Annotated in this window: 16 protein-coding genes; 4 read left to right on the top strand and 12 right to left on the bottom strand. The window is 37.3% G+C overall.

The window, feature by feature from the left end; genetic code table 11:
• Positions 1-141 precede the first annotated feature (141 nt).
• Positions 142-537, top strand: a complete 396-nt coding sequence (locus tag AOLE_RS16680; RefSeq protein WP_081399204.1) for a hypothetical protein — start codon at positions 142-144, stop codon at positions 535-537.
• Between the two features lie 31 nt (positions 538-568).
• On the opposite strand, the gene AOLE_RS16685 is transcribed toward AOLE_RS16680, so the two are convergent.
• Positions 569-1,468: a LysR family transcriptional regulator gene (locus AOLE_RS16685; protein WP_081399205.1), complete on the bottom strand. Its 900-nt coding sequence runs from the start codon at positions 1,466-1,468 to the stop codon at positions 569-571.
• 96 nt (positions 1,469-1,564) lie between these two features.
• Here AOLE_RS16685 and AOLE_RS20110 point away from each other — a divergent pair, with 96 nt between their 5' ends.
• A complete protein-coding gene (locus AOLE_RS20110; protein ID WP_081399206.1) occupies positions 1,565-1,687 on the top strand; it encodes a hypothetical protein in 123 nt (40 codons plus the stop codon).
• 65 nt (positions 1,688-1,752) lie between these two features.
• On the opposite strand, the gene AOLE_RS16690 is transcribed toward AOLE_RS20110, so the two are convergent.
• The 7 genes from AOLE_RS16690 to AOLE_RS16720 all read right to left on the bottom strand — a co-directional run bounded on the left by AOLE_RS16690 (position 1,753) and on the right by AOLE_RS16720 (position 11,215).
• Positions 1,753-2,514 carry a tRNA threonylcarbamoyladenosine dehydratase gene (locus AOLE_RS16690; RefSeq protein ID WP_005302346.1) on the bottom strand — a complete coding sequence of 254 codons (762 nt, stop codon included), beginning with the start codon at positions 2,512-2,514 and terminating at the stop codon, positions 1,753-1,755.
• A gap of 377 nt (positions 2,515-2,891) precedes the next feature.
• Complete coding sequence (gene acnA, locus AOLE_RS16695) at positions 2,892-5,645, bottom strand: aconitate hydratase AcnA (RefSeq protein ID WP_013198949.1); 2,754 nt, start codon at positions 5,643-5,645, stop codon at positions 2,892-2,894.
• A gap of 124 nt (positions 5,646-5,769) precedes the next feature.
• The gene (locus AOLE_RS16700) at positions 5,770-6,582 is read right to left on the bottom strand and encodes a TatD family hydrolase (RefSeq protein ID WP_013198950.1); all 813 of its coding nucleotides are present in this window, start codon (positions 6,580-6,582) and stop codon (positions 5,770-5,772) included.
• Positions 6,582-7,523 carry an RsiV family protein gene (locus AOLE_RS16705; RefSeq protein ID WP_013198951.1) on the bottom strand — a complete coding sequence of 314 codons (942 nt, stop codon included), beginning with the start codon at positions 7,521-7,523 and terminating at the stop codon, positions 6,582-6,584. Before AOLE_RS16705 ends, AOLE_RS16700 begins: the two co-directional genes overlap by 1 nt.
• Positions 7,524-7,614: 91 nt before the next feature.
• A complete protein-coding gene (locus AOLE_RS16710) occupies positions 7,615-8,457 on the bottom strand; it encodes a hypothetical protein (protein ID WP_013198952.1) in 843 nt (280 codons plus the stop codon).
• Between the two features lie 69 nt (positions 8,458-8,526).
• Positions 8,527-10,119: a peptide chain release factor 3 gene (locus AOLE_RS16715; RefSeq protein WP_013198953.1), complete on the bottom strand. Its 1,593-nt coding sequence runs from the start codon at positions 10,117-10,119 to the stop codon at positions 8,527-8,529.
• A 232-nt stretch (positions 10,120-10,351) separates the two neighbouring features.
• Entirely contained in the window at positions 10,352-11,215 is an 864-nt protein-coding gene (locus tag AOLE_RS16720) for a hypothetical protein (protein ID WP_023274322.1), read from the bottom strand.
• A 329-nt stretch (positions 11,216-11,544) separates the two neighbouring features.
• Here AOLE_RS16720 and AOLE_RS16725 point away from each other — a divergent pair, with 329 nt between their 5' ends.
• A complete protein-coding gene (locus AOLE_RS16725) occupies positions 11,545-12,117 on the top strand; it encodes a TetR/AcrR family transcriptional regulator (RefSeq protein WP_013198955.1) in 573 nt (190 codons plus the stop codon).
• A 715-nt stretch (positions 12,118-12,832) separates the two neighbouring features.
• Here the strand turns inward: AOLE_RS16725 and AOLE_RS16730 are convergent.
• The 4 genes from AOLE_RS16730 to AOLE_RS16745 all read right to left on the bottom strand — a co-directional run bounded on the left by AOLE_RS16730 (position 12,833) and on the right by AOLE_RS16745 (position 18,488).
• Positions 12,833-14,887 carry a bifunctional diguanylate cyclase/phosphodiesterase gene (locus AOLE_RS16730; protein WP_013198956.1) on the bottom strand — a complete coding sequence of 685 codons (2,055 nt, stop codon included), beginning with the start codon at positions 14,885-14,887 and terminating at the stop codon, positions 12,833-12,835.
• A gap of 336 nt (positions 14,888-15,223) precedes the next feature.
• Positions 15,224-16,240: a ketol-acid reductoisomerase gene (gene ilvC / locus AOLE_RS16735; protein ID WP_004794656.1), complete on the bottom strand. Its 1,017-nt coding sequence runs from the start codon at positions 16,238-16,240 to the stop codon at positions 15,224-15,226.
• A gap of 32 nt (positions 16,241-16,272) precedes the next feature.
• Positions 16,273-16,764, bottom strand: a complete 492-nt coding sequence (gene ilvN, locus AOLE_RS16740) for an acetolactate synthase small subunit (protein WP_001215920.1) — start codon at positions 16,762-16,764, stop codon at positions 16,273-16,275.
• Entirely contained in the window at positions 16,764-18,488 is a 1,725-nt protein-coding gene (locus AOLE_RS16745; RefSeq protein WP_004794658.1) for an acetolactate synthase 3 large subunit, read from the bottom strand. The genes ilvN and AOLE_RS16745 overlap by 1 nt, the downstream gene beginning before the upstream one ends.
• Positions 18,489-18,993: 505 nt before the next feature.
• On the opposite strand from AOLE_RS16745, the gene AOLE_RS16750 reads away from it, so the two are divergent.
• Entirely contained in the window at positions 18,994-19,341 is a 348-nt protein-coding gene (locus tag AOLE_RS16750) for a DUF4124 domain-containing protein (RefSeq protein ID WP_005302320.1), read from the top strand.
• Positions 19,342-19,474 lie beyond the last annotated feature (133 nt).

Consider the following 19,474-nt stretch of genomic DNA (forward strand, 5'->3'; position numbering starts at 1 on the left):
TTCAAGCATTTTATCAAACAAACATTTTGAATCCAGCTTGGCTTCTTTTTTGCTTTATTTTCATATTGTACTCGTCAAAAATAATGATGGAACTTTATGAAAAGAATATTGCTGAGCTTTTACTTACTGACGTCGTTTAGTATGACGTATGCTGCCCCTGATACAAAAATTGAAGAGGTTTTTAAAAAAGTACCTGAAAAACGGATTTATCAGCCCCAATATTTATTAAAAGAAACCACTCCTAAAGCTCGGATCCATGTGATACGAAAACAATATTCAAATGGACTACTAGATTGTCCTTCCGTGATTTATCACAACAAGAAGAAAATTCTATCTTTGCACTCATTTGAAGAAGCAACATTTTTTCTAGAACCCGATCGTTATTATATTCGCTATGAGGTTAACAATAGTGGTTGTATCAATTTGGAATTTTACCAGCATAAACGCCCCAAAATGGACATCCTATCTCAGGAACGTCAATTAGAAGGTGATACCGAATATACATTTACTATTAGTGAGCACACTGGGCCACAATAATTATTTCAGCATAAGTTAAACATATTGCCTCTCACACTTGCAGCAGATTGTAGATCTGCTCAACATAAGGTTGAATCAGATCACTCTGGTTTGCTCTGTAAGCTAAAACTACTTCAGATAAAAGATTATTATTTTCTAGAGGAATCAATTTTACATTTTTGGGTAATATTTGCTTAAACTCTTGGGGAACAATACTAATACCCAAATTTGCAGCGACTAACTGTAATTGGCTTAGCTTACGTGATTGGATTGCTGCTGCTTTAGGCCAGAAGCCGGCCCCTACGCATAAGTTTGAAACCAAATAGCTTAAACCTCCCCGTTTAGAATGGGGTGTAGAAACGAAATATTCATCTTTTAAGTCTTTAACTTGAATCTCTTGTTTATTTGCAAACTTAGTATGATCAACATGTACAGCCACCATTAAAAGTTCCTCATATAGCTTAACAACATTGATCTCATCTAAAGTATGCCGAACTGGTGGTCTAATCAAACCAATATCAATTTCTCCACTCATTAAAGCTAAAATTTGATGCTCAGATGACAAAGTATTTATCTCAAAATTTATATGTTTGGCTAAGCTAATTTCTTTTAATATCTGAACCTTTTTATCATCCATAATAATACTGCTTGAGTGGGCAATTTTAATCTGGCGATTTTTTCCCTCGGCAATATCCTTAGAAACTCCAATAATTTCATTTAAATAATGCATATTATCTTTTATTTTTTTATAGAAGACCTCTCCTGCCGTTGTAAGTTTTATTTTCTTATCAGTGCGATCAAATAACTGAAAATCAATTTCTTCTTCTAGCAATTTAATTTGTCGACTTAAAGCAGACTGAGCAATAAAGAGCTTTTCTGAAGCAGCAGTAAAACTCCCTTCTTCTACAATTTTTATGAAATATTGAAATTGTTTTAATGTGGGCATCACCATCTCAAAATTAGATTATTAGATCTATTTTCTATATTAGATTAGATAGATTACCTTCGCTAGAATTTTATCAAGACCAATCACTTGATTGAATTATTCATGAAGTATTTTAAAGGTTTCACCATCTTCACTGTTGTTGTTCTAATTTTATGGTGCTTTAAATTTTATGATCAGCAGCTTCCAACACAGCCCAAACACGACACTATAGAGTTATATGATTAAATCGTTTTTCTCAAAAACAAAAAGCATGCCCTCCAACATAAGAGCATGCTATTTTTATATTTAAATTAGGCTTTCTTCAAATCGAGTTTCTTCAAAACTTCAGCCACAGCAATCATGGCAAAGCTTGATGTCACCACTACTGCGGAACCATAGCCACCACAGCGCAGGCCAGCCGATGGACAAACATCTGCACTCGAAAATGGATTATCGATTGAGTAAACACAAGTAATTCCAAATTTCTCTTTCGGCTTTTTACAGATGCCTCGAGCACGAAGTTGACTACGTAGCTTCGCTAACATTGGGTCTTGTTCTGTTTTGGATAAATCAGCCACACGGATTTTAAGCGGATCGAGCTTACCACCTGCTCCACCCGACACAATCAACGGAACTTTATTAAAACGGCAATGGAGCATTAAAGCCAACTTTGCTTTAACGTCATCAATGCAGTCCAAAATAATATCGGGTACAGGGGTTAACAGCGCTGTGACATTCTCTGGTGTTAAGAAGTCATCAATAATATTGACTTTAATACGTGGGTTAATTTGGCGACAACGTTCCGCCATAATCTCAACTTTTTCACAACCCAGAGTTGATGTCATTGCAGGTAACTGACGGTTCACATTTGATGCTGCAACCACATCCATATCTACCAGTGTAATCTCGCCAATACCCGTACGTGCCAAAGCCTCTACCGCCCAACTACCGACACCACCAATACCAATCACCATCACATGACTTTTTTCATAGTGCTGGAACGATGAATCACCATAAACTTTGGCTACACCTGCAAAACGGCGGTCATATTCATCTTGTTGAAGATCGGTCATTGCTACTCTTTGAGGGGATATAAAACACGGGAGGTATTTTACTGCTTTTCAAAACCAAATTGCTACTTGGCACTAGTCAGCTATCTGATTGGTGCCAAAGCCATTCACAGCCTGAGTGAGGGTCAAGCAAACACTGTTTGCTCCGAACGCAAGACAAACAAAGTGCGTAGTTCCACTCAAGCACAGCTTTCGCTTTACGACACGGCAAAGATTATTAATCTTTGCTATCCGCATCTCAGGTTTTGCCTACTTTTACCAAAACAAAAGTAGGGTTATAAGCTACTACCATTAGAATTTTTTACGACAAGGCTCTGCCGTGATAATTCCTCCAATACCAACCAATACAAATATTGATTGGTATTAATCTCAAAATAACATTAACCAGCAATCAAATTCCGCAGTACATAATGCAAAATACCACCCGCTTTAAAGTACTCGACCTCATTTAACGTATCAATTCGACATAACACATTAAAGTGGCTGGCGACTCCATTTGGCCCTTTTACATCAACCTCAAGAATTTGATGAGGCTGAATGCCATCAGACAAACCTCGAATTGATATCACCTCATGACCAGTTAAGTTGAGCGACTGTCGAGTTTGTCCATCAACAAACTGTAGTGGCAACACGCCCATACCCACCAAGTTTGAACGATGAATACGCTCAAAGCTCTCAGCAATCACTGCCTTCACACCTAACAAGTTTGTTCCTTTGGCAGCCCAGTCACGTGAAGAACCTGTTCCGTATTCTTTACCAGCAATAATCACAAGCGGTGTATGTTCTTGTTGATAACGCATTGCAGCATCATAAATAGCGAGCTTTTCACCACTTGGCACATGAATGGTATTACCACCCTCTTCACCACCAAGCATCTCGTTTTTAATACGAATATTGGCAAAGGTCCCGCGCATCATGACCTCATGATTACCGCGTCGAGAACCATAGGAGTTAAAGTCTTTTGGCTCAACACCTTGCTCTTGTAAATATCGACCTGCCGGACTGTCTTTTTTGATATTACCTGCTGGTGAAATGTGGTCAGTCGTTACTGAGTCACCAAGCACTGCCAAGATATTTGCTTGTTCAATATTTTTAATTGGTTTTGGTGGTTCACCAATGCCTTCAAAGAATGGCGGATGACGGATATAAGTCGAATCATCAGCCCATTCATAAGTTTTACTTTTTGGAATCTGAATTGATTGCCAGCTTTCATCACCATCAAACACCGCAGCATATTCTTTATGAAACATGTCTGTATTTACTTTCTGCAAGACAACATCAATTTCTGCCTGACTTGGCCAGATATCTTTTAAATAGACAGGTTGTCCATCTTTACCCTCACCAAGAGGCTCTGTTGTCAGGTCGGTACGAATATTCCCAACCAAACCATAAGCCACTACAAGAGGCGGTGAAGCTAACCAATTGGTTTTAACTAATGGATGTACTCGTCCTTCAAAGTTACGGTTACCAGAAAGTACAGATGCAACATTCAAATCATGGCATTGAATTGCATCTTCGACTGGCTCGGGTAATGGGCCTGAGTTACCAATACAGGTTGTACAACCATATCCCACCAAGTTATAACCCAATTCATCTAAATACGGCGTAAGCCCAGCAGCCAACAAATAATCAGTCACGACCTTAGAACCAGGTGCAAGAGAGCTTTTCACCCATGGTTTTCGTTGCAAGCCTTTTTCAATGGCTTTTTTAGCAAGTAACCCCGCCGCTAACATCACGCTTGGGTTAGAGGTATTGGTACAAGAGGTAATCGCAGAAATAACAACATCACCATGATTTAACGGGTATTCCTGCCCTTCAATCACGCAAGATGGACTTTCATGTTGAATATTTGCTTTTTTTGCCTCTACAGCAGTACCACCACCTTCATTTTCTAGACGTTCTTTTGCTTCTTTTGCTGGTTTTAGCGTTAACTCCATGAGTGCATTAAACGCTTTAGGTACTTCTGATAACAGCACTCGGTCTTGCGGGCGTTTTGGTCCTGCTAGACTTGCCTGAACCGTAGTCATGTCTAAACTTAAAGTATCTGTAAAAACAGGTTCATCACCAGCATTTCGCCATAAACCTTGAGCTTTACTATAGGCTTCAACGAGCTCAATACGGTCTTCATGACGGCCTGTCAGTTTCAGATATCCTATAGTCACTTCATCTATTGGAAAGAAACCACAGGTTGCACCATATTCTGGTGCCATATTGGCAATGGTTGCACGGTCAGCAAGAGGCAAATCTGCCAAACCATCTCCATAGAACTCTACAAATTTACCCACCACACCTTTTTGGCGAAGCATTTGAGTAATAGTGAGCACCAAGTCGGTTGCTGTAATCCCTTCTTGTAATTTACCTGTGAGTTTAAAACCAATCACCTCAGGAATAAGCATAGAAATAGGTTGGCCGAGCATGGCAGCTTCTGCTTCAATACCACCAACGCCCCAACCCAATACACCTAAACCATTAATCATCGTGGTATGCGAGTCTGTACCGACCAAGGTGTCAGGGAAAGCAAAAGTTTGGCCGTTATCTTCACCGAGCCATACTGCTTGAGCTAAATATTCTAAATTGACCTGATGGCAAATACCTGTACCCGGAGGCACGACACTAAAGTTATTAAATGCAGATTGTCCCCAACGCAAAAATTGATATCGCTCACCATTACGTTGCATTTCAATTTGAACGTTTTCTTCAAAAGCCTGATCATCAGCAAAATGGTCAACCATCACAGAGTGGTCAATAACCAAGTCTACAGGGGATAAAGGATTAATTTTTTCAGGGTCACCACCCGCTTGTGCCATTGCTGCACGCATGGCAGCCAAGTCAACCACAGCTGGAACACCAGTAAAATCCTGCATTAAAACCCGTGCAGGTCGGTACTGAATTTCTTGATCTGAACTACGGGTTTTTAACCACTCTGCTAAAGCATGAATGTGTTCCGTTTTAACGCTATGCTGATCTTCAAACCGTAATAAGTTTTCCAATAATACCTTTAAAGATTTCGGCAGTTTGGCAATATCCCCTAGCGTTTTCTCTGCTTGGGCTAAGCTAAAAATCTGATAATTGCTGGAACCTACTGTTAGCGTCTGTAAAGCATTAAAACTATTGATACTGCTATACTTAGCCATTGGGTTATCCTCCCATGTCTGGCAATGTTATTTTTCACGTTTTTACATGTTGTTTTCTTACTTTAAGCTTCTTTTTTAATCGCTGTGTTTTGTTTTAGTTACTATTTCTAATCTTTGATTTTTATTACGATAATTTCAATGCAGAGAGAGAGTTTTTCCACAGCACCTCAGCCAAATCTGACTCTGGCATATTTAAATTTTCAGCCAAACTTTGTAATACATAAGGCAAATTAACAGGAGTATTACGAGTACGTTGTTCAGTTGAGGTTTGGCAGCAAAGCGGTGTCATATCTGGGCAATCTGTTTCAATCACCAAGTGCTCGGCACCTATGGCCTGCACAACAGTATGAAGTTTTTTTGCGTTCGGGTTGGTAATCTGTCCCGTCACACCAATTTTAAAACCAAGCTTAATAAGGCCTTTTGCCTCTTCTACTCCACCACTAAATGCATGAGCAATGCCACCCAATTTAAATTTTTGAGCTTTTAATATAGCAAGCACATCACCATGGGCTTTTCGAATGTGGAGTAACACTGGTTTTTGGAATTGAGTTGCAAGCTCTAACTGATCTGCAAAATATTGTTTTTGTTTAGCATATATATCGGGCTGCTTATGTTCTTTTAAGAAAGTATCTAAGCCAATTTCACCTACTGCCACACAGTCCTGTTGTTGTAAAATTTGTTCAAGATGAGAAAGATGCTCTGGCCTGTGCTGTTCAATATAAAACGGGTGTAAGCCTGGTGCTAAATATGAATTTGGCACTTTTTCCCAACTCTTTAACTGATGATGAGTTTGCACCAATTCATCAAAGCGTGACTGCACAAAACCAATTAAGACTAATGCATCTACGCCCACTTTTTTGGCATTAAGCGCTAACTGTTGCCGATCTTCATCAAAATCGGCAACATCAAAATGGGTATGGGTATCAAACAAATGCATTAGCCAGCACTTTTTGCAACTGGTGCCGAAGCTGGTTTAGCTTTAGGCTGTGGCAAATACTCTTGTTTCAACACTTCCTGTAATTGATCATACGGAATGACTAATCGAGGTAATCCCACCACATATGGTCCAATTTCATATTCACCATATTGAAGAATTAAACCTTGCTCACCCAATAAGAAGTTATCAGATAACTTAAATGGCCAAGCTTGCTCATATTCACCTACATTATCAGCCAGTTTAGAGTCTGTAACCCAAGTCTTAAAGGCTTCATGGGCTAACTTTTCTAATGCAGTTTTTTGCTGTGGGCGTAACAAATCTTCAAGCTTGATCTGCTTTTGTTCTTTTAAATCAAAATTATAATAATGCTGTGCAGCAGAACCATGTGCTCCACCTAAATAGCTACTACTATTCAGTACCACGGTTACAACTTTACCTTGAGCCTGCAAGATTTTAGGTTTCACCAAAAGATTAATTTGATGATTACTACTTAACGCTTTTAACTCATTGTCCAAACCAATAAATGAATTGGCGTAACGTTGAACCTGCGCATCAAAACTATTTTTTTGCTCTGCACTCGCAACTGCTGAAGCTTCTGTTTTTTGATCGGCTTGCTTCACTTTAGCATCTGGTTCAGCAATCTCTAAAATTTGACCTAAAGTCTTTAAAATTTGCTGATCTAGAATTTTGTCAATAAATGGAAAATTACTCTGCAAACGTTCAACTGTGAATTCGGGACAAGTTTTACCATCACAATCAGGTAAAACCACCTTAGTAGGAACTGTTTCACCCTTCAAAGTCAGCTCTACTGGTTTTTGTTCCTCGACTGCTGGTTTCTGCTGTTCTTGAGAATCCTTAGGATCAGCTTTAGGTTGGCATGCCACCAAAAATATAGCAGAAGCAAGCAAAGTTAATCGCAGTGAAGCTTTAGAAGATAACATCATATTTTGCCTTTTATTCTAAGGAGATTACACAGTGCCTTTTCTAAGAAATTAGCGCATATAAATAGAGGTTGCAAATTCTGCTACCATCTTAAAACATTTGTTCATAAACCTCGGGTTGTAATATTTTTTTAGTTTGTTCTTTAGATAAATAAATATCGAGCTGTGGAGCTTCTTTAGTAATCTGGTTTGCCTGATAATGTAAGCCAACACCTTCACCATCAAAGAACCAATCTGCTTGTCCCCAATATAAAGTTTTTGGTGCTTCTTTCTTTATGTCAGCAGTCTGCTTTTTTAACCAGTCTTGATAGGCCACCTGCACCATTTGATGCACAGTCGTTTGTTGATCTTTTTGTAAAACATCTAATAAAGCTAAGCTTTTATGCAGTTTTCGGTCAGCCACGAAAAAGTAATAACGATCTTTAATCGTGAGCTCTTCTTGCTTGGTATCAAGTCCTAATTGCAATAGAACATATTGGTTGCGCTGTGATGCAATACGCGTATGAAGATGTAATTCATAAGCCCGATTCTTTGAATATTTATCTTGCCATTCATCAGACTTTTTAACATAGGCATTAATGGCTTGCTGCAAGCTTAGATCTTTTTTCAAATCAATTTGGTCTTGGATCACTTTAGCCTGATTTTTGGCAATCCATTCATTTAGCCATGTATCTTGAGTCTTTATCGTTTGAATATCAACATCAATACAATTTTTCTTCTCACAAAATGGCAAAGCATAATCAGCTTTTACTTGTTGTAAGTTAAGAAATGGCAGTACTTCAGCTTTTTCTATATGTTGAGTTTGGGTAGACGCTAGTTTTGTTTGAGAAGATGATGAAGGCTGAGTTCTTTTCCAGACAAAAAGACAAATTGCCAAAATTAATATGATTACTGCAACTACAAGCGCAATAATTGTCTTTCTATTCAAATTCATTTCATCATCCTTTCTTATTTTTCAAAACAAAACAGCTTCTATTCGAAGCTGTTTGTCACATTAAAATGATCAGTGTTCACGTGTGTTACGGAACTGAATATCAGGCCAACGCTCTTGCATAATCTGCAAGTTCACTCGGCTTGGCGCAAGATAGGTTAAGTGTCCGCCGCCATCGATAGAAAGTTGATCATGTGCTTTCTTCTTAAACTCATTCAGAGTTTTTTCGTCATCACAGTGAATCCAGCGAACTGTGTTAACACTTACTGGCTCATAAACACAGTCAACCTTATATTCTTCTTTCAAACGATAAGCAACCACATCGAACTGAAGCACACCTACCGCACCCACAATCAGGTCATTGCTGATTTGTGGCATAAATACCTGAGTCGCCCCTTCTTCCGACAACTCTTTCAAACCTTTTTGCAATTGTTTTGACTTCAATGGATCTTTTAAACGCACACGACGGAACATCTCTGGCGCAAAGTGAGGAATACCTGTGAAATGTAAATTTTCACCACTGGTAAAAGTATCACCAATTTGAATTGTGCCATGGTTATGTAAACCAATAATATCGCCTGGCCATGCTTCTTCTAAATGTTCACGCTCACCAGCAAGGAATGTCAAAGCATCACTAATGCGGACATCTTTACCAAGACGCACGTGGTTCATCTTTAAACCTTTTTCATATTTACCTGAGCAAATACGCATGAAGGCAATACGGTCACGGTGTTTCGGATCCATGTTGGCTTGAATTTTAAATACAAAACCAGAAAAACCTTCTTCTTTCGCTTCAACCACACGCTCTTGTGTAGGATGTGCTTTAGGTTCAGGTGCCCAGTCCATAAATGCGTCTAGAACGTGGTCAACACCAAAGTTACCTAATGCCGTACCAAATAGAACCGGAGTTTGTTTACCTTGTAAAAATAATTCACGGTCTAATGGCTCATTCGCCATTTGCACAAGTTCAAGCGATTCTTCAAAAGATGCCCAAGCCAACTCACCTACTTTTTCACGAATATCTGCATGATCATAACCATCACGGACTTCAATATCAGTAATCGTTGAACCGAAACCTGCTTTGTAGACATACAATTTATTTTCAATAATGTTGTATACACCAGCAAAATCACGTCCCATCCCTAATGGCCATGTAATTGGTACACAGCGGATATTGAGGACATTTTCAATTTCATCAAGTAACTCAAGCGGCTCACGAATCTCACGGTCCATCTTGTTTACAAATGAAATGATGGGAGTGTCACGCATACGACAAACTTCCATCAATTTGATGGTACGTTCTTCGACACCTTTTGCACCATCAATTACCATTAACGCAGAGTCAACTGCAGTTAGGGTACGATAAGTATCTTCCGAGAAGTCTTCATGTCCCGGTGTATCGAGTAAGTTAATCGTGTGACCTTTATATGGGAACTGCATAACAGACGTGGTAATCGAAATACCACGCTCTTTTTCCATTTCCATCCAGTCAGATGTAGCTGCGCGGTCAGATTTACGGCTTTTTACCATCCCTGCAACCTGAATTGCTTTACCCCATAACAGTAATTTTTCTGTCATGGTGGTTTTACCGGCATCGGGGTGGGAAATGATGGCAAATGTGCGGCGTTGAGCAACCTGTGCCGCTAACTCATCTTTAAAACTCATGAAATACACCTACTGCGGAGATTGCAGTGCCAAAGACCTAAAGTCGATCAGAATAAAAATTGGCGTAATTGTAGCAGATTTATAGAAGTGTTTAATGATTGTTGATAAGCCATGAGCTACTCATAAGCTTTTTAGATATTTTTTGAGAATGTGGCTTAGCATCTTAGAAATTTTATAATTAAAAAAGCCCATACAATCGTAGATGGGCTTTCTTCGGGCTTAGCAGAATATCTTATGCCAGTTTCTTTTCTTCAATAAACTGAACATCGGCAATTTGTGCATCCCAGAACTCATTCCATAACGCACAATATTCAATACATAGCTTAGTTAAGCTTTCATAATCGTCTTTGGTAATTGCTTGTGCTAACGTGAACCAAAGATCATCTTGATGGTCATCATCAGCAGCTTCAGACGTTTCATCAGTAGATACACCATGCACATGGTAATATCCACCACCTTCAACATCGATATTCACAAATTTGGTCGCTTGACGTAATGGAGGACTAAAAAGAATAACCTCTTCCTCTGCAACAGCTAGTAACGCGACTACATTGATATAACTATCATAAGAAGATTCTAAAAATGATCTAACCTGATCTGAAATTTTTGATGGTTTAAAGTTACGACGATCAAGCTCTGTTAAACCATAATCATTAAGTAAATCTTCATATAATGGATAATGAGCATATTCAGGATTCCCCAAATAATAATTATCTTTACCTAACCCAGGACGAAAACCAAACTCATCAAGTATATTTAAACTTAATAATACCCTTGGAAACATTTTAGCTCCGGAATGGAGTTTAGGTTCCAGTTGTTTTGTCAGAAACTGAGCCTTTAATAAAGCATCTGTAAAAATTTGTACAATTGCATGACGATATTCTAAATGAATATGGGTCAAACTCTTCTTATCGAGATATCCGTTATTTAATACTTCAATTGCAGGATGTCTAGAAACTGGTAATTTTGCAATTTTACTTCTTAACTCTTTAAGAAATTGTAAATTCTCTTCCCACTGTTTTGCAGGAATGCTATTTCTCATCCCTTGCAATGCTTTTTCTCTTGGATTATTAAAGTCTTCAAATTTTTTTGACATAATCATTCTCAGTAAAAAGTTTTTCTTATAGTTAAGTTATAGGGCCTTATTTTTATTCCAATTTTGCATTCAATTGCTAAAATAAATTCCACAAACCAAAACTTAACAATTTTATATTATGTTTATTAACTCAACAAATCAACGAATTAATTAATAATATTTAAAAAAAGTAAATTACTGCCAATTAGAGGTAATTTTTATTATTTTCAATAACAAATCAACCTATTGAATAAATATAATTTTTTAAATATCATTAAATAAGATTTATTTAAGCTTTCATACTTTACAATAGCAAAGTTAATCAAAAATATTTTATGACGAGAAAACCGATGTCAAAAAGAGAAACAATTATAACAACAGCCACTACCCTCTTTAACCAAAAAAGCTATACCTCTATCGGGGTTGATCGTATTATTGCTGAAGCAAACGTGGCAAAAATGACTTTTTATAAATATTTTTCTTCTAAAGAAGCCTTAATTGAAGAATGTCTTCATCGAAGAAATTTAGAAGTCCAAACTTCTTTATTTGATAAAGTTAATGATATTGATGATCCATTAATTAAACTTAAAAGTATTTTCAACTGGTATGTAGACTGGATCAATACAGATGATTTTAATGGCTGCTTATTTAAGAAAGCGACGATTGAAGTCATGCAATTGTATCCATCTATTAAATATCAAATTAATAAATATCGAGATTGGATTTACAAATTAGTTTTTTCAACCTTTTCAGAACTAGAAGTTGAGAATAAACAAATTCTTACAGGACTCTTTCTTAATATTGTCGATGGCATCATTATTGATGGCACTATAAATAAATCAAAAATCAACTCAGAGAAAACATGGTCTTATATAAATAAAATCATTAATTTTGAGAAGGTTCGAGAGTGTGCAACTATTTAATATATAAATTAATTAATTTTTTATAATTTAATAAAAATAAACAATAATGTTAATTTTGGTGGAGCATAAAACCCTACTCCACCAAGTTAAACCTGACTCACTCATTTTTACAGTCCTATAAATTTAATGATTTTATTTTTAAAACAAGTATTTCACGTCAACCTTAATCAACACACTCTATTTTAAGTCTAATTATTTTATAAACTTAATAAAATCAATAAGAAAATTTTATAATCTTTTTTTTCTAGCTCGAGTTACTTATTCATTAACGTAATTTTTCAATGATGATATATATTTTATTTAAATATACTAATAAATTATTACATCTAAATTATTTTATTCTCTATTACAAATAAAAAAGGTTAACATGTTTCATTTCATAGCATTTATATAAGTATATAAGTTATTAAAATTATTATATAAATTTTACTAACAAACACTTTCAATAGCACACTATAACTTACTGTGCTTTGGGCTAAAGCTTTTCAATTTCAAAAATTATTAACCATGCAATCCCATCTAAATGAGCATGTAACAAGACACACTCTCTCTTAAACTATAAATTTATGCTTAACCTTTTATTTGTAACTGAGCAGGCACATATCATCCTTGAGCATATCTTTTTTAAAGATTAGACCTACCTTCATCAGCCGCTTTTTAGTAGGAAAGTTTGAAAATTAACAAAATAAATTAAAGAAAATTAATATATAAAAGGTTAAACGAAATTAGCCCCTTGAGACTCAATGAGTTGATCAACCTGAACAGGCATTCCCAATAGATAACCCTGAAATTGCTGACATCCTAAACGGGTCAAAATCTCAACCTGCTGCTGGGTTTCCACTCCTTCTGCCGTTACCGTTAAACCTAGCTTTTTAGCTAAATGAATAATACTTTCTAGAATAACTTCTTCTTTTGAACCTGGTTTTAAATCAACAATAAAGCCACGATCAATTTTCAATTCGTCTACAGGCAAATCTTTCAAATATAAGAAGCTCGAATGCCCTGTTCCAAAATCATCAATGGCAACACGAATTCCCATATCACGTAACCGCTCACAGGCTCGGATACTCAAGTCGATATGACGCATTGCCGTAGATTCTGTAATTTCAACAATTAAATGATGAGGTTGAATTTGATATTTTTTTAACAATGCTTCGAGCGTACTAAATAACTTTTTATTTTCAAACTGTAATGCCGATAGGTTCACTGCAACTGGATAAAACGGTGTATTACTGCGTTCCCATGCTTGAATTTGTAGGCAGGCTTGCTCCAGTGCCCAATACCCCATTGGAATGATTAAACCCGTTTTTTCCGCACCCTCAATGAACATATGTGGAGTGAGTATACCTAAAGCTGGGTGATTCCAACGGATTAAGGCTTCAACTCCACAGACTTCAAGATTGGTATTAAATTTTGGTTGGTAATATAAGATGAACTGTTTTTCTTCTACGGCTTTATAGAGATCATTGATCAGTTTTGACTGACTTCTTGTTTCTTGCTGATGGGTTGAGTAACTAAAGATTGTATATGTATTCCGACCTTGTTCTTTAGACATGAGCATGGCGGCATCAGCATTCATGAGTAAGTCCTGAACATTTTGTCCATGCTCGGGAAAGAGTGCCACCCCCAAACTTGCAGAAATATTAATTTCCTTACCAGAAATTTGATAGCTTTCCTGAATCAGTTGTAAAACTTTCTCAGCCAAAACCACCGCTTCATCTGCATTAGTATTTTCTGCAATAAGTAAAAATTCATCGCCACCGATTCTAAGCAATTTACATTTTTCATTGAGTTGCCAATGTAAACGGTTTGCCATTTGAATAAGTAATTGATCACCCACATGATGCCCAAATGCATCATTCACCGATTTAAAACGGTCTAAATCAATATATAAAAAAGCAATTTTCTGATCTTTATATCGATGATCTGAAAGCAATACTTCTGCATAATCAACCAAGTAAAGGCGGTTGGGTAGTTTGGTTAAATTATCCAGTATAGATAAGTTAGCTAATTCTTTATTCGCCTTACGTAACTCTAAATTTTGTTGAGTGAGCCTCTGCTCTAACATCGCGACAATAAAACTTGCTACGAGTACCAGACACGTGACTAAAATAATCGTAAATAATAATAAGTCATGTTCGGCCTGATATTGGCTAATAAATTTATCAGTGATATTCGTCGCAATGAGCGCCGTATAGTGCATTCCCATAATACTTAAGGTCATCATAACCGAAAATGCAATTTTTAAAGTTAGGCGGTAACGCTCATTGTCTTTCAATTTATAGGCTAATAAAAACGCCAGCCCTGAGCCACTCATCGCAATTAATATAGAAAATAATAGCAAGAAGGAGGTGTAATCTTTTTTATAGATATTAATATTCCAGCCCAACATACTAATGTAATATGAAGCTGAAATTCCAATTCCCATAATAATAGAGCTTAAAATGAGTCGGAATAAAGGGAGCGTAAAACGCGAAGTCAACCACATTGCAATACACGATAGCAAAGCACTAATGGCAAATGAAACAGTAATCAAAGGAATATTCGAGTTAACTGTTTCCGACAGATGATAAGCTTGTATACCAATAATATGAACAATACTAATTGCTGATGCGAGCAATAAGCCATTGATAAATAAAATTAGGGACTCAAATTTTTTATAGACTTGCTTGAATATTAATTGCTCCATGGAAATCACAAGATAGCAAATGAAGCCAGCTGCAAAAAAAGAGCCGACGATCAATGTGCTATCGTAATCAACATGACCCATAGTGGACTTCCATGATTATTCAATACTTTTTTTTATTTTGTTCAACTCATTGCCCAAAATACAATTAAAAATTAAACATGTTAAAAAAATTTTAGTAAATTTGACGTTTTTAGTCAGTTATAAACAATAACATTATCTATATTTTGGTCAAGTATTTTTTACTTTATAAATCAATAGAGTAACTAAAAATTAAGCAGCCAATTATATGAAAAATATAGAATTTCTTTAATCTGGTCAAGTTGACCTAATCGCTCTTTTTCACATTCAAATAAAAACAGTATAAAAAAAGAACCCTGCTTAGTAGCAGGGTTCTTTTGAAGCTTTAGAAAAAGAAAATTAGTTCTTTTCTTTGTCTACGATTTTGTTCGCTTGAATCCAAGGCATCATTGCACGTAACTTATTACCAGTTACTTCAATACCATGTGCAGCATTTTGACGACGACGAGCAGTCATAGATGGGTAGTTTAATGCACCTTCTTGAATGAACATCTTCGCGTATTCGCCAGATTGAATACGTTTCAACGCATTACGCATTGCTTCACGAGACTGTTCGTTAATTACTTCAGTACCAGTTACATATTCACCGTACTCAGCATTGTTAGATACTGAGTAGTTCATGTCAGCGATACCGCCTTCGAACATCAAGTCAACGATCAATTTAAGTTCGTGTAAACATTCGAAGTAAGCCATTTCTGGAGCATAACCAGCTTCAACTAAAGTTTCGAAGCCCATTTTCACGAGTTCAACTGCACCACCACAAAGAACTGCTTGCTCACCGAATAAGTCAGTTTCAGTTTCTTCACGGAATGAAGTTTCGATAATACCAGTACGGCCGCCACCTACGCCTGAAGCATAAGAAAGAGCAACGTTACGTGCATTACCAGAAGCATCTTGATGAATTGCGATTAGGTCAGGAACACCTGAACCACGTTGGTATTCAGAACGAACTGTGTGACCAGGCGCTTTAGGAGCAACCATGATTACGTCTAAGTCTTTACGTGGAACAACTTGGTTATAAAGAATTGAGAAACCATGAGCAAATGCAAGAGTTGCACCTTCTTTGATGTTCGGCTCAATCACGTCACGGTAAAGTTGTGATTGGAATTCATCTGGAGTCAAAATCATTACGAGGTCAGCTTGCTTAACAGCAGCAGGTACTTCTGCAACTTTAAGACCAGCATTTTCAGCTTTCTTCCAAGAAGCTGAACCAGCACGTAAACCTACAGTTACGTCTACGCCTGAGTCTTTAAGGTTAAGTGCATGAGCATGACCTTGAGAACCGTAACCAACAATCGCTACTTTCTTGCCTTGGATGATTGATAAGTCACAGTCTTTATCGTAAAAAATTTGCATTTGTGTTCTCCGCTAAAATACTTTTTAAAAAATTAAATGGCTAATACTTTTTCGCCACGGGCGATACCAGATACACCTGAACGAACGACTTCTAGAATAGTGTTTTCTGCAAGCGCATCGATAAAACCATCTAATTTTTCAGTTGTCCCTGCTATTTGAATGGTATAGGTAGTTGGTGTCACGTCGACAATTTGCGCACGGAAAATATCCGCTGTTCGCTTAATTTCAGCACGTGAAGCACCTAACGCTTTTACTTTAATCAACATCAGTTCACGCTCAATGTGTGAACCTTCTGATAAATCTACTACTTTTACAACTTCAACAAGCTTGTTGAGCTGCTTTGTAATCTGTTCAATCTTATGGTCATCACCATAAGTGGTTAACGTCAAACGCGATAAAGTTGGGTCTTCGGTCGGGGCTACATTCAACGTCTCAATGTTATAGTTACGTTGACTGAATAAACCTACCAAACGAGAAAGCGCACCAGCTTCGTTTTCAACGAGTACAGAAATAATATGTCTCATTATGTACGCTCCCCTTTCCCTAACCACATATCCTTCATTGACTGACCTGCGATCAGCATTGGATAAACATGTTCTGTACGATCAACCATGACATTAATGAATACACATTTATCATTAATCGCCATTGCTTCAGCAAGCTTCGACTCTAATTCGTCAGCATGATCAATCTGGATACCCACATGACCATAAGCTTCCATCAATTTGCCAAAATCAGGTAATGATTCAACGTATGAGCTTGAATGACGACCTTCATAGTTCATATCTTGCCATTGTTTAACCATACCTAAAGCACGGTTATTCAAGCACAAGATCTTCACATTCATACCGTATTGCTTACAAGTTGAAAGCTCTTGAATACACATCTGAATTGAAGCTTCACCGGTAATACAAACTACCTGTTGATCTGGGAAAGCTAACTTAGCTGCCATTGCATAAGGTAAACCTACGCCCATGGTGCCTAATCCGCCTGAGTTAATCCATTGACGTGGACGTTTGTACTTGTAATACAACGCGCCAAACATTTGGTGTTGACCCACATCCGAAGTAATAATGGCATCGCCATTAGTCGCTTTATATAAAGCTTCAACAACTTGCTGTGGCTTCATCGTGCCATCAGCAGGTGTTTCATACTTCAAACCATGAACTTTACGCCATTCATTAATTTGATCCCACCATGCAGCAATTGCTTCAGGGTTAGGCTTAGACACATTCAATTGTTTCAACTGCGTCAACATTTCCTGAAGTACAGGCTCAACCGCCCCTACAATCGGAATGTGCGCCATGATCGTTTTTGAAATGCTCGCCGGATCAATATCAACATGAATAACTTTTGCATTCACACAGAATTTTGCAGGATTATTGGTTACTCGGTCATCAAAGCGCGCACCAATTGCAAGAATGACGTCAGCATTATGCATCGCCATGTTTGCTTCATAAGTACCATGCATTCCCAACATGCCCACGAACTGCGGATCATTACCTGGGAAGCCACCAAGGCCCATAAGTGTATTTGTTACTGGATAGCCCAACAAATGAGCCAACTCAGTCAATAATGCTGATGCATTACCTTGAACAACACCACCACCCGTATAAATAACAGGGCGTTTTGCACTTAAAAGCTCATCAATCGCTTTACGAATTTGACCAGAATGACCGCGTGAAGGTGGCTGATAAGAACGCATCTTCACTTTTTCAGGATATTCGTACGCAAATTTTTCTGCAGGATTTGTCGCATCTTTAGGAATATCGACTACAACAGGGCCAGGGCGACCACTTGATGCGATATAAAATGCTTTTTTGATAATTGCAGGAATTTCACTTGCATGACGAACTTGGAAGCTGTGTTTCACGATCGGACGTGAAATACCCACCATATCAGTTTCTTGGAAAGCGTCTTCACCAATAAGATGTGATGCAACCTGGCCAGACAAAATCACCATTGGGATTGAGTCCATATAAGCTGTTGCAATTGGAGTCACAGTATTAGTTGCGCCAGGTCCAGAAGTGACCAGTACTACGCCAGTTTTACCTGTAGCACGCGAGTAAGCATCTGCCATATGACCAGCAGCTTGTTCATGACGTACGAGGTAATGATTAATTTTGTCTTGTTGAAATAGCGCATCATAAATATGTAATACAGCGCCGCCTGGATAACCAAAAACATGTTCAACGCCTTCGTCCGCAAGAGCACGAACGAGCATTTCACCACCAGATAAAAGTTCCAACGTGATTCACCCTAAAATCTTTATCACTATTTATGGAAGGCACAAATAGTGTTTCATTCATTGAATTGTCTGCACTGTTATAGCACACATATTGTCTAGTTTTCGTTGCAATAGAAAAATTTCTGTTTTTCAGCCGTATAAGCTTTTTTAACATTAATAAAGCATGTCTGGATATACATACTTTAAGTAAAATCAATCTCTCGGCTAGAGAGAATGTCTATTACAAAACATGACGGTTATTCGAAGGGTGATCAAATAATCGCATATAAAACTAAAGGAAGCATTTTTGTTGTTTAATTCACTAAAGTCAAGATTAAAGAAAAGGTTTTTCCATAAAAAATTTTAGCTGCTTCTTTTTTAATCTAAAGTTGAATCGTAAATTTGGTAGTTCTACCCTCTATTTATTAAAAATAATTCGTCTTTTTTATATAAAACCATGCATTGTAAATTGCTTATTTCTGAACTTTATTTAAATATAGCCAGCTTTCTTTGGGGAATATCTAATATGAATTTATTTTATTTAAAAACAAGCTTATATACGGCAGTTGCAACAGTGATTTTAGTTTGCTCAAGCCAAAGTCAGGCACAGCAATATTACAAATGGATGGATAAAAATGGCTCCACCCATTACACCACGACTCCACCACCTAAGAGTGCAAAACATTTGAACAAAGTTTCAACTTACGGTAGCCAATCATTCGTAAAAAATTCCACACCTTCCCCAGAACAACAATCTCAAGATAAAACAGATAAAGTAGTGCAAGAGGCAACGAATGTCGCACAGGAAAAAAATGCACCAGCAGTAGCTGTTCCACCTGTAGCACCTACCCCATCCGCTACAACAGCGCGATAAGTAAAATGAGAGTGGTGAATATTTTCATCACTCCTCTATTATTTAAAATAAAGAAGAATAGATTGAGAAATGTTTATTGCTCATATTAAAAGATAAAATCCTGATCTAAAAACTGACATTTCCTGTTATTTTG

It is taken from the genome of Acinetobacter oleivorans DR1 (genome assembly GCF_000196795.1).
GTDB classification, from domain to species: domain Bacteria; phylum Pseudomonadota; class Gammaproteobacteria; order Pseudomonadales; family Moraxellaceae; genus Acinetobacter; species Acinetobacter oleivorans.

What these genes read in the sequence shown, in the direction of transcription:
- AOLE_RS16680 (WP_081399204.1), top strand. Translation starts at nt 142, where the DNA reads ATGACGTATGCTGCCCCTGATACAAAAATTGAAGAGGTTTTTAAAAAA.
- AOLE_RS16685 (WP_081399205.1), bottom strand. Translation starts at nt 1,468, where the DNA reads ATGGTGATGCCCACATTAAAACAATTTCAATATTTCATAAAAATTGTA.
- AOLE_RS20110 (WP_081399206.1), top strand. Translation starts at nt 1,565, where the DNA reads ATGAAGTATTTTAAAGGTTTCACCATCTTCACTGTTGTTGTTCTAATT.
- AOLE_RS16690 (WP_005302346.1), bottom strand. Translation starts at nt 2,514, where the DNA reads ATGACCGATCTTCAACAAGATGAATATGACCGCCGTTTTGCAGGTGTA.
- acnA (WP_013198949.1), bottom strand. Translation starts at nt 5,645, where the DNA reads ATGGCTAAGTATAGCAGTATCAATAGTTTTAATGCTTTACAGACGCTA.
- AOLE_RS16700 (WP_013198950.1), bottom strand. Translation starts at nt 6,582, where the DNA reads ATGCATTTGTTTGATACCCATACCCATTTTGATGTTGCCGATTTTGAT.
- AOLE_RS16705 (WP_013198951.1), bottom strand. Translation starts at nt 7,523, where the DNA reads ATGTTATCTTCTAAAGCTTCACTGCGATTAACTTTGCTTGCTTCTGCT.
- AOLE_RS16710 (WP_013198952.1), bottom strand. Translation starts at nt 8,457, where the DNA reads ATGAATTTGAATAGAAAGACAATTATTGCGCTTGTAGTTGCAGTAATC.
- AOLE_RS16715 (WP_013198953.1), bottom strand. Translation starts at nt 10,119, where the DNA reads ATGAGTTTTAAAGATGAGTTAGCGGCACAGGTTGCTCAACGCCGCACA.
- AOLE_RS16720 (WP_023274322.1), bottom strand. Translation starts at nt 11,215, where the DNA reads ATGTCAAAAAAATTTGAAGACTTTAATAATCCAAGAGAAAAAGCATTG.
- AOLE_RS16725 (WP_013198955.1), top strand. Translation starts at nt 11,545, where the DNA reads ATGTCAAAAAGAGAAACAATTATAACAACAGCCACTACCCTCTTTAAC.
- AOLE_RS16730 (WP_013198956.1), bottom strand. Translation starts at nt 14,887, where the DNA reads ATGGGTCATGTTGATTACGATAGCACATTGATCGTCGGCTCTTTTTTT.
- ilvC (WP_004794656.1), bottom strand. Translation starts at nt 16,240, where the DNA reads ATGCAAATTTTTTACGATAAAGACTGTGACTTATCAATCATCCAAGGC.
- ilvN (WP_001215920.1), bottom strand. Translation starts at nt 16,764, where the DNA reads ATGAGACATATTATTTCTGTACTCGTTGAAAACGAAGCTGGTGCGCTT.
- AOLE_RS16750 (WP_005302320.1), top strand. Translation starts at nt 18,994, where the DNA reads ATGAATTTATTTTATTTAAAAACAAGCTTATATACGGCAGTTGCAACA.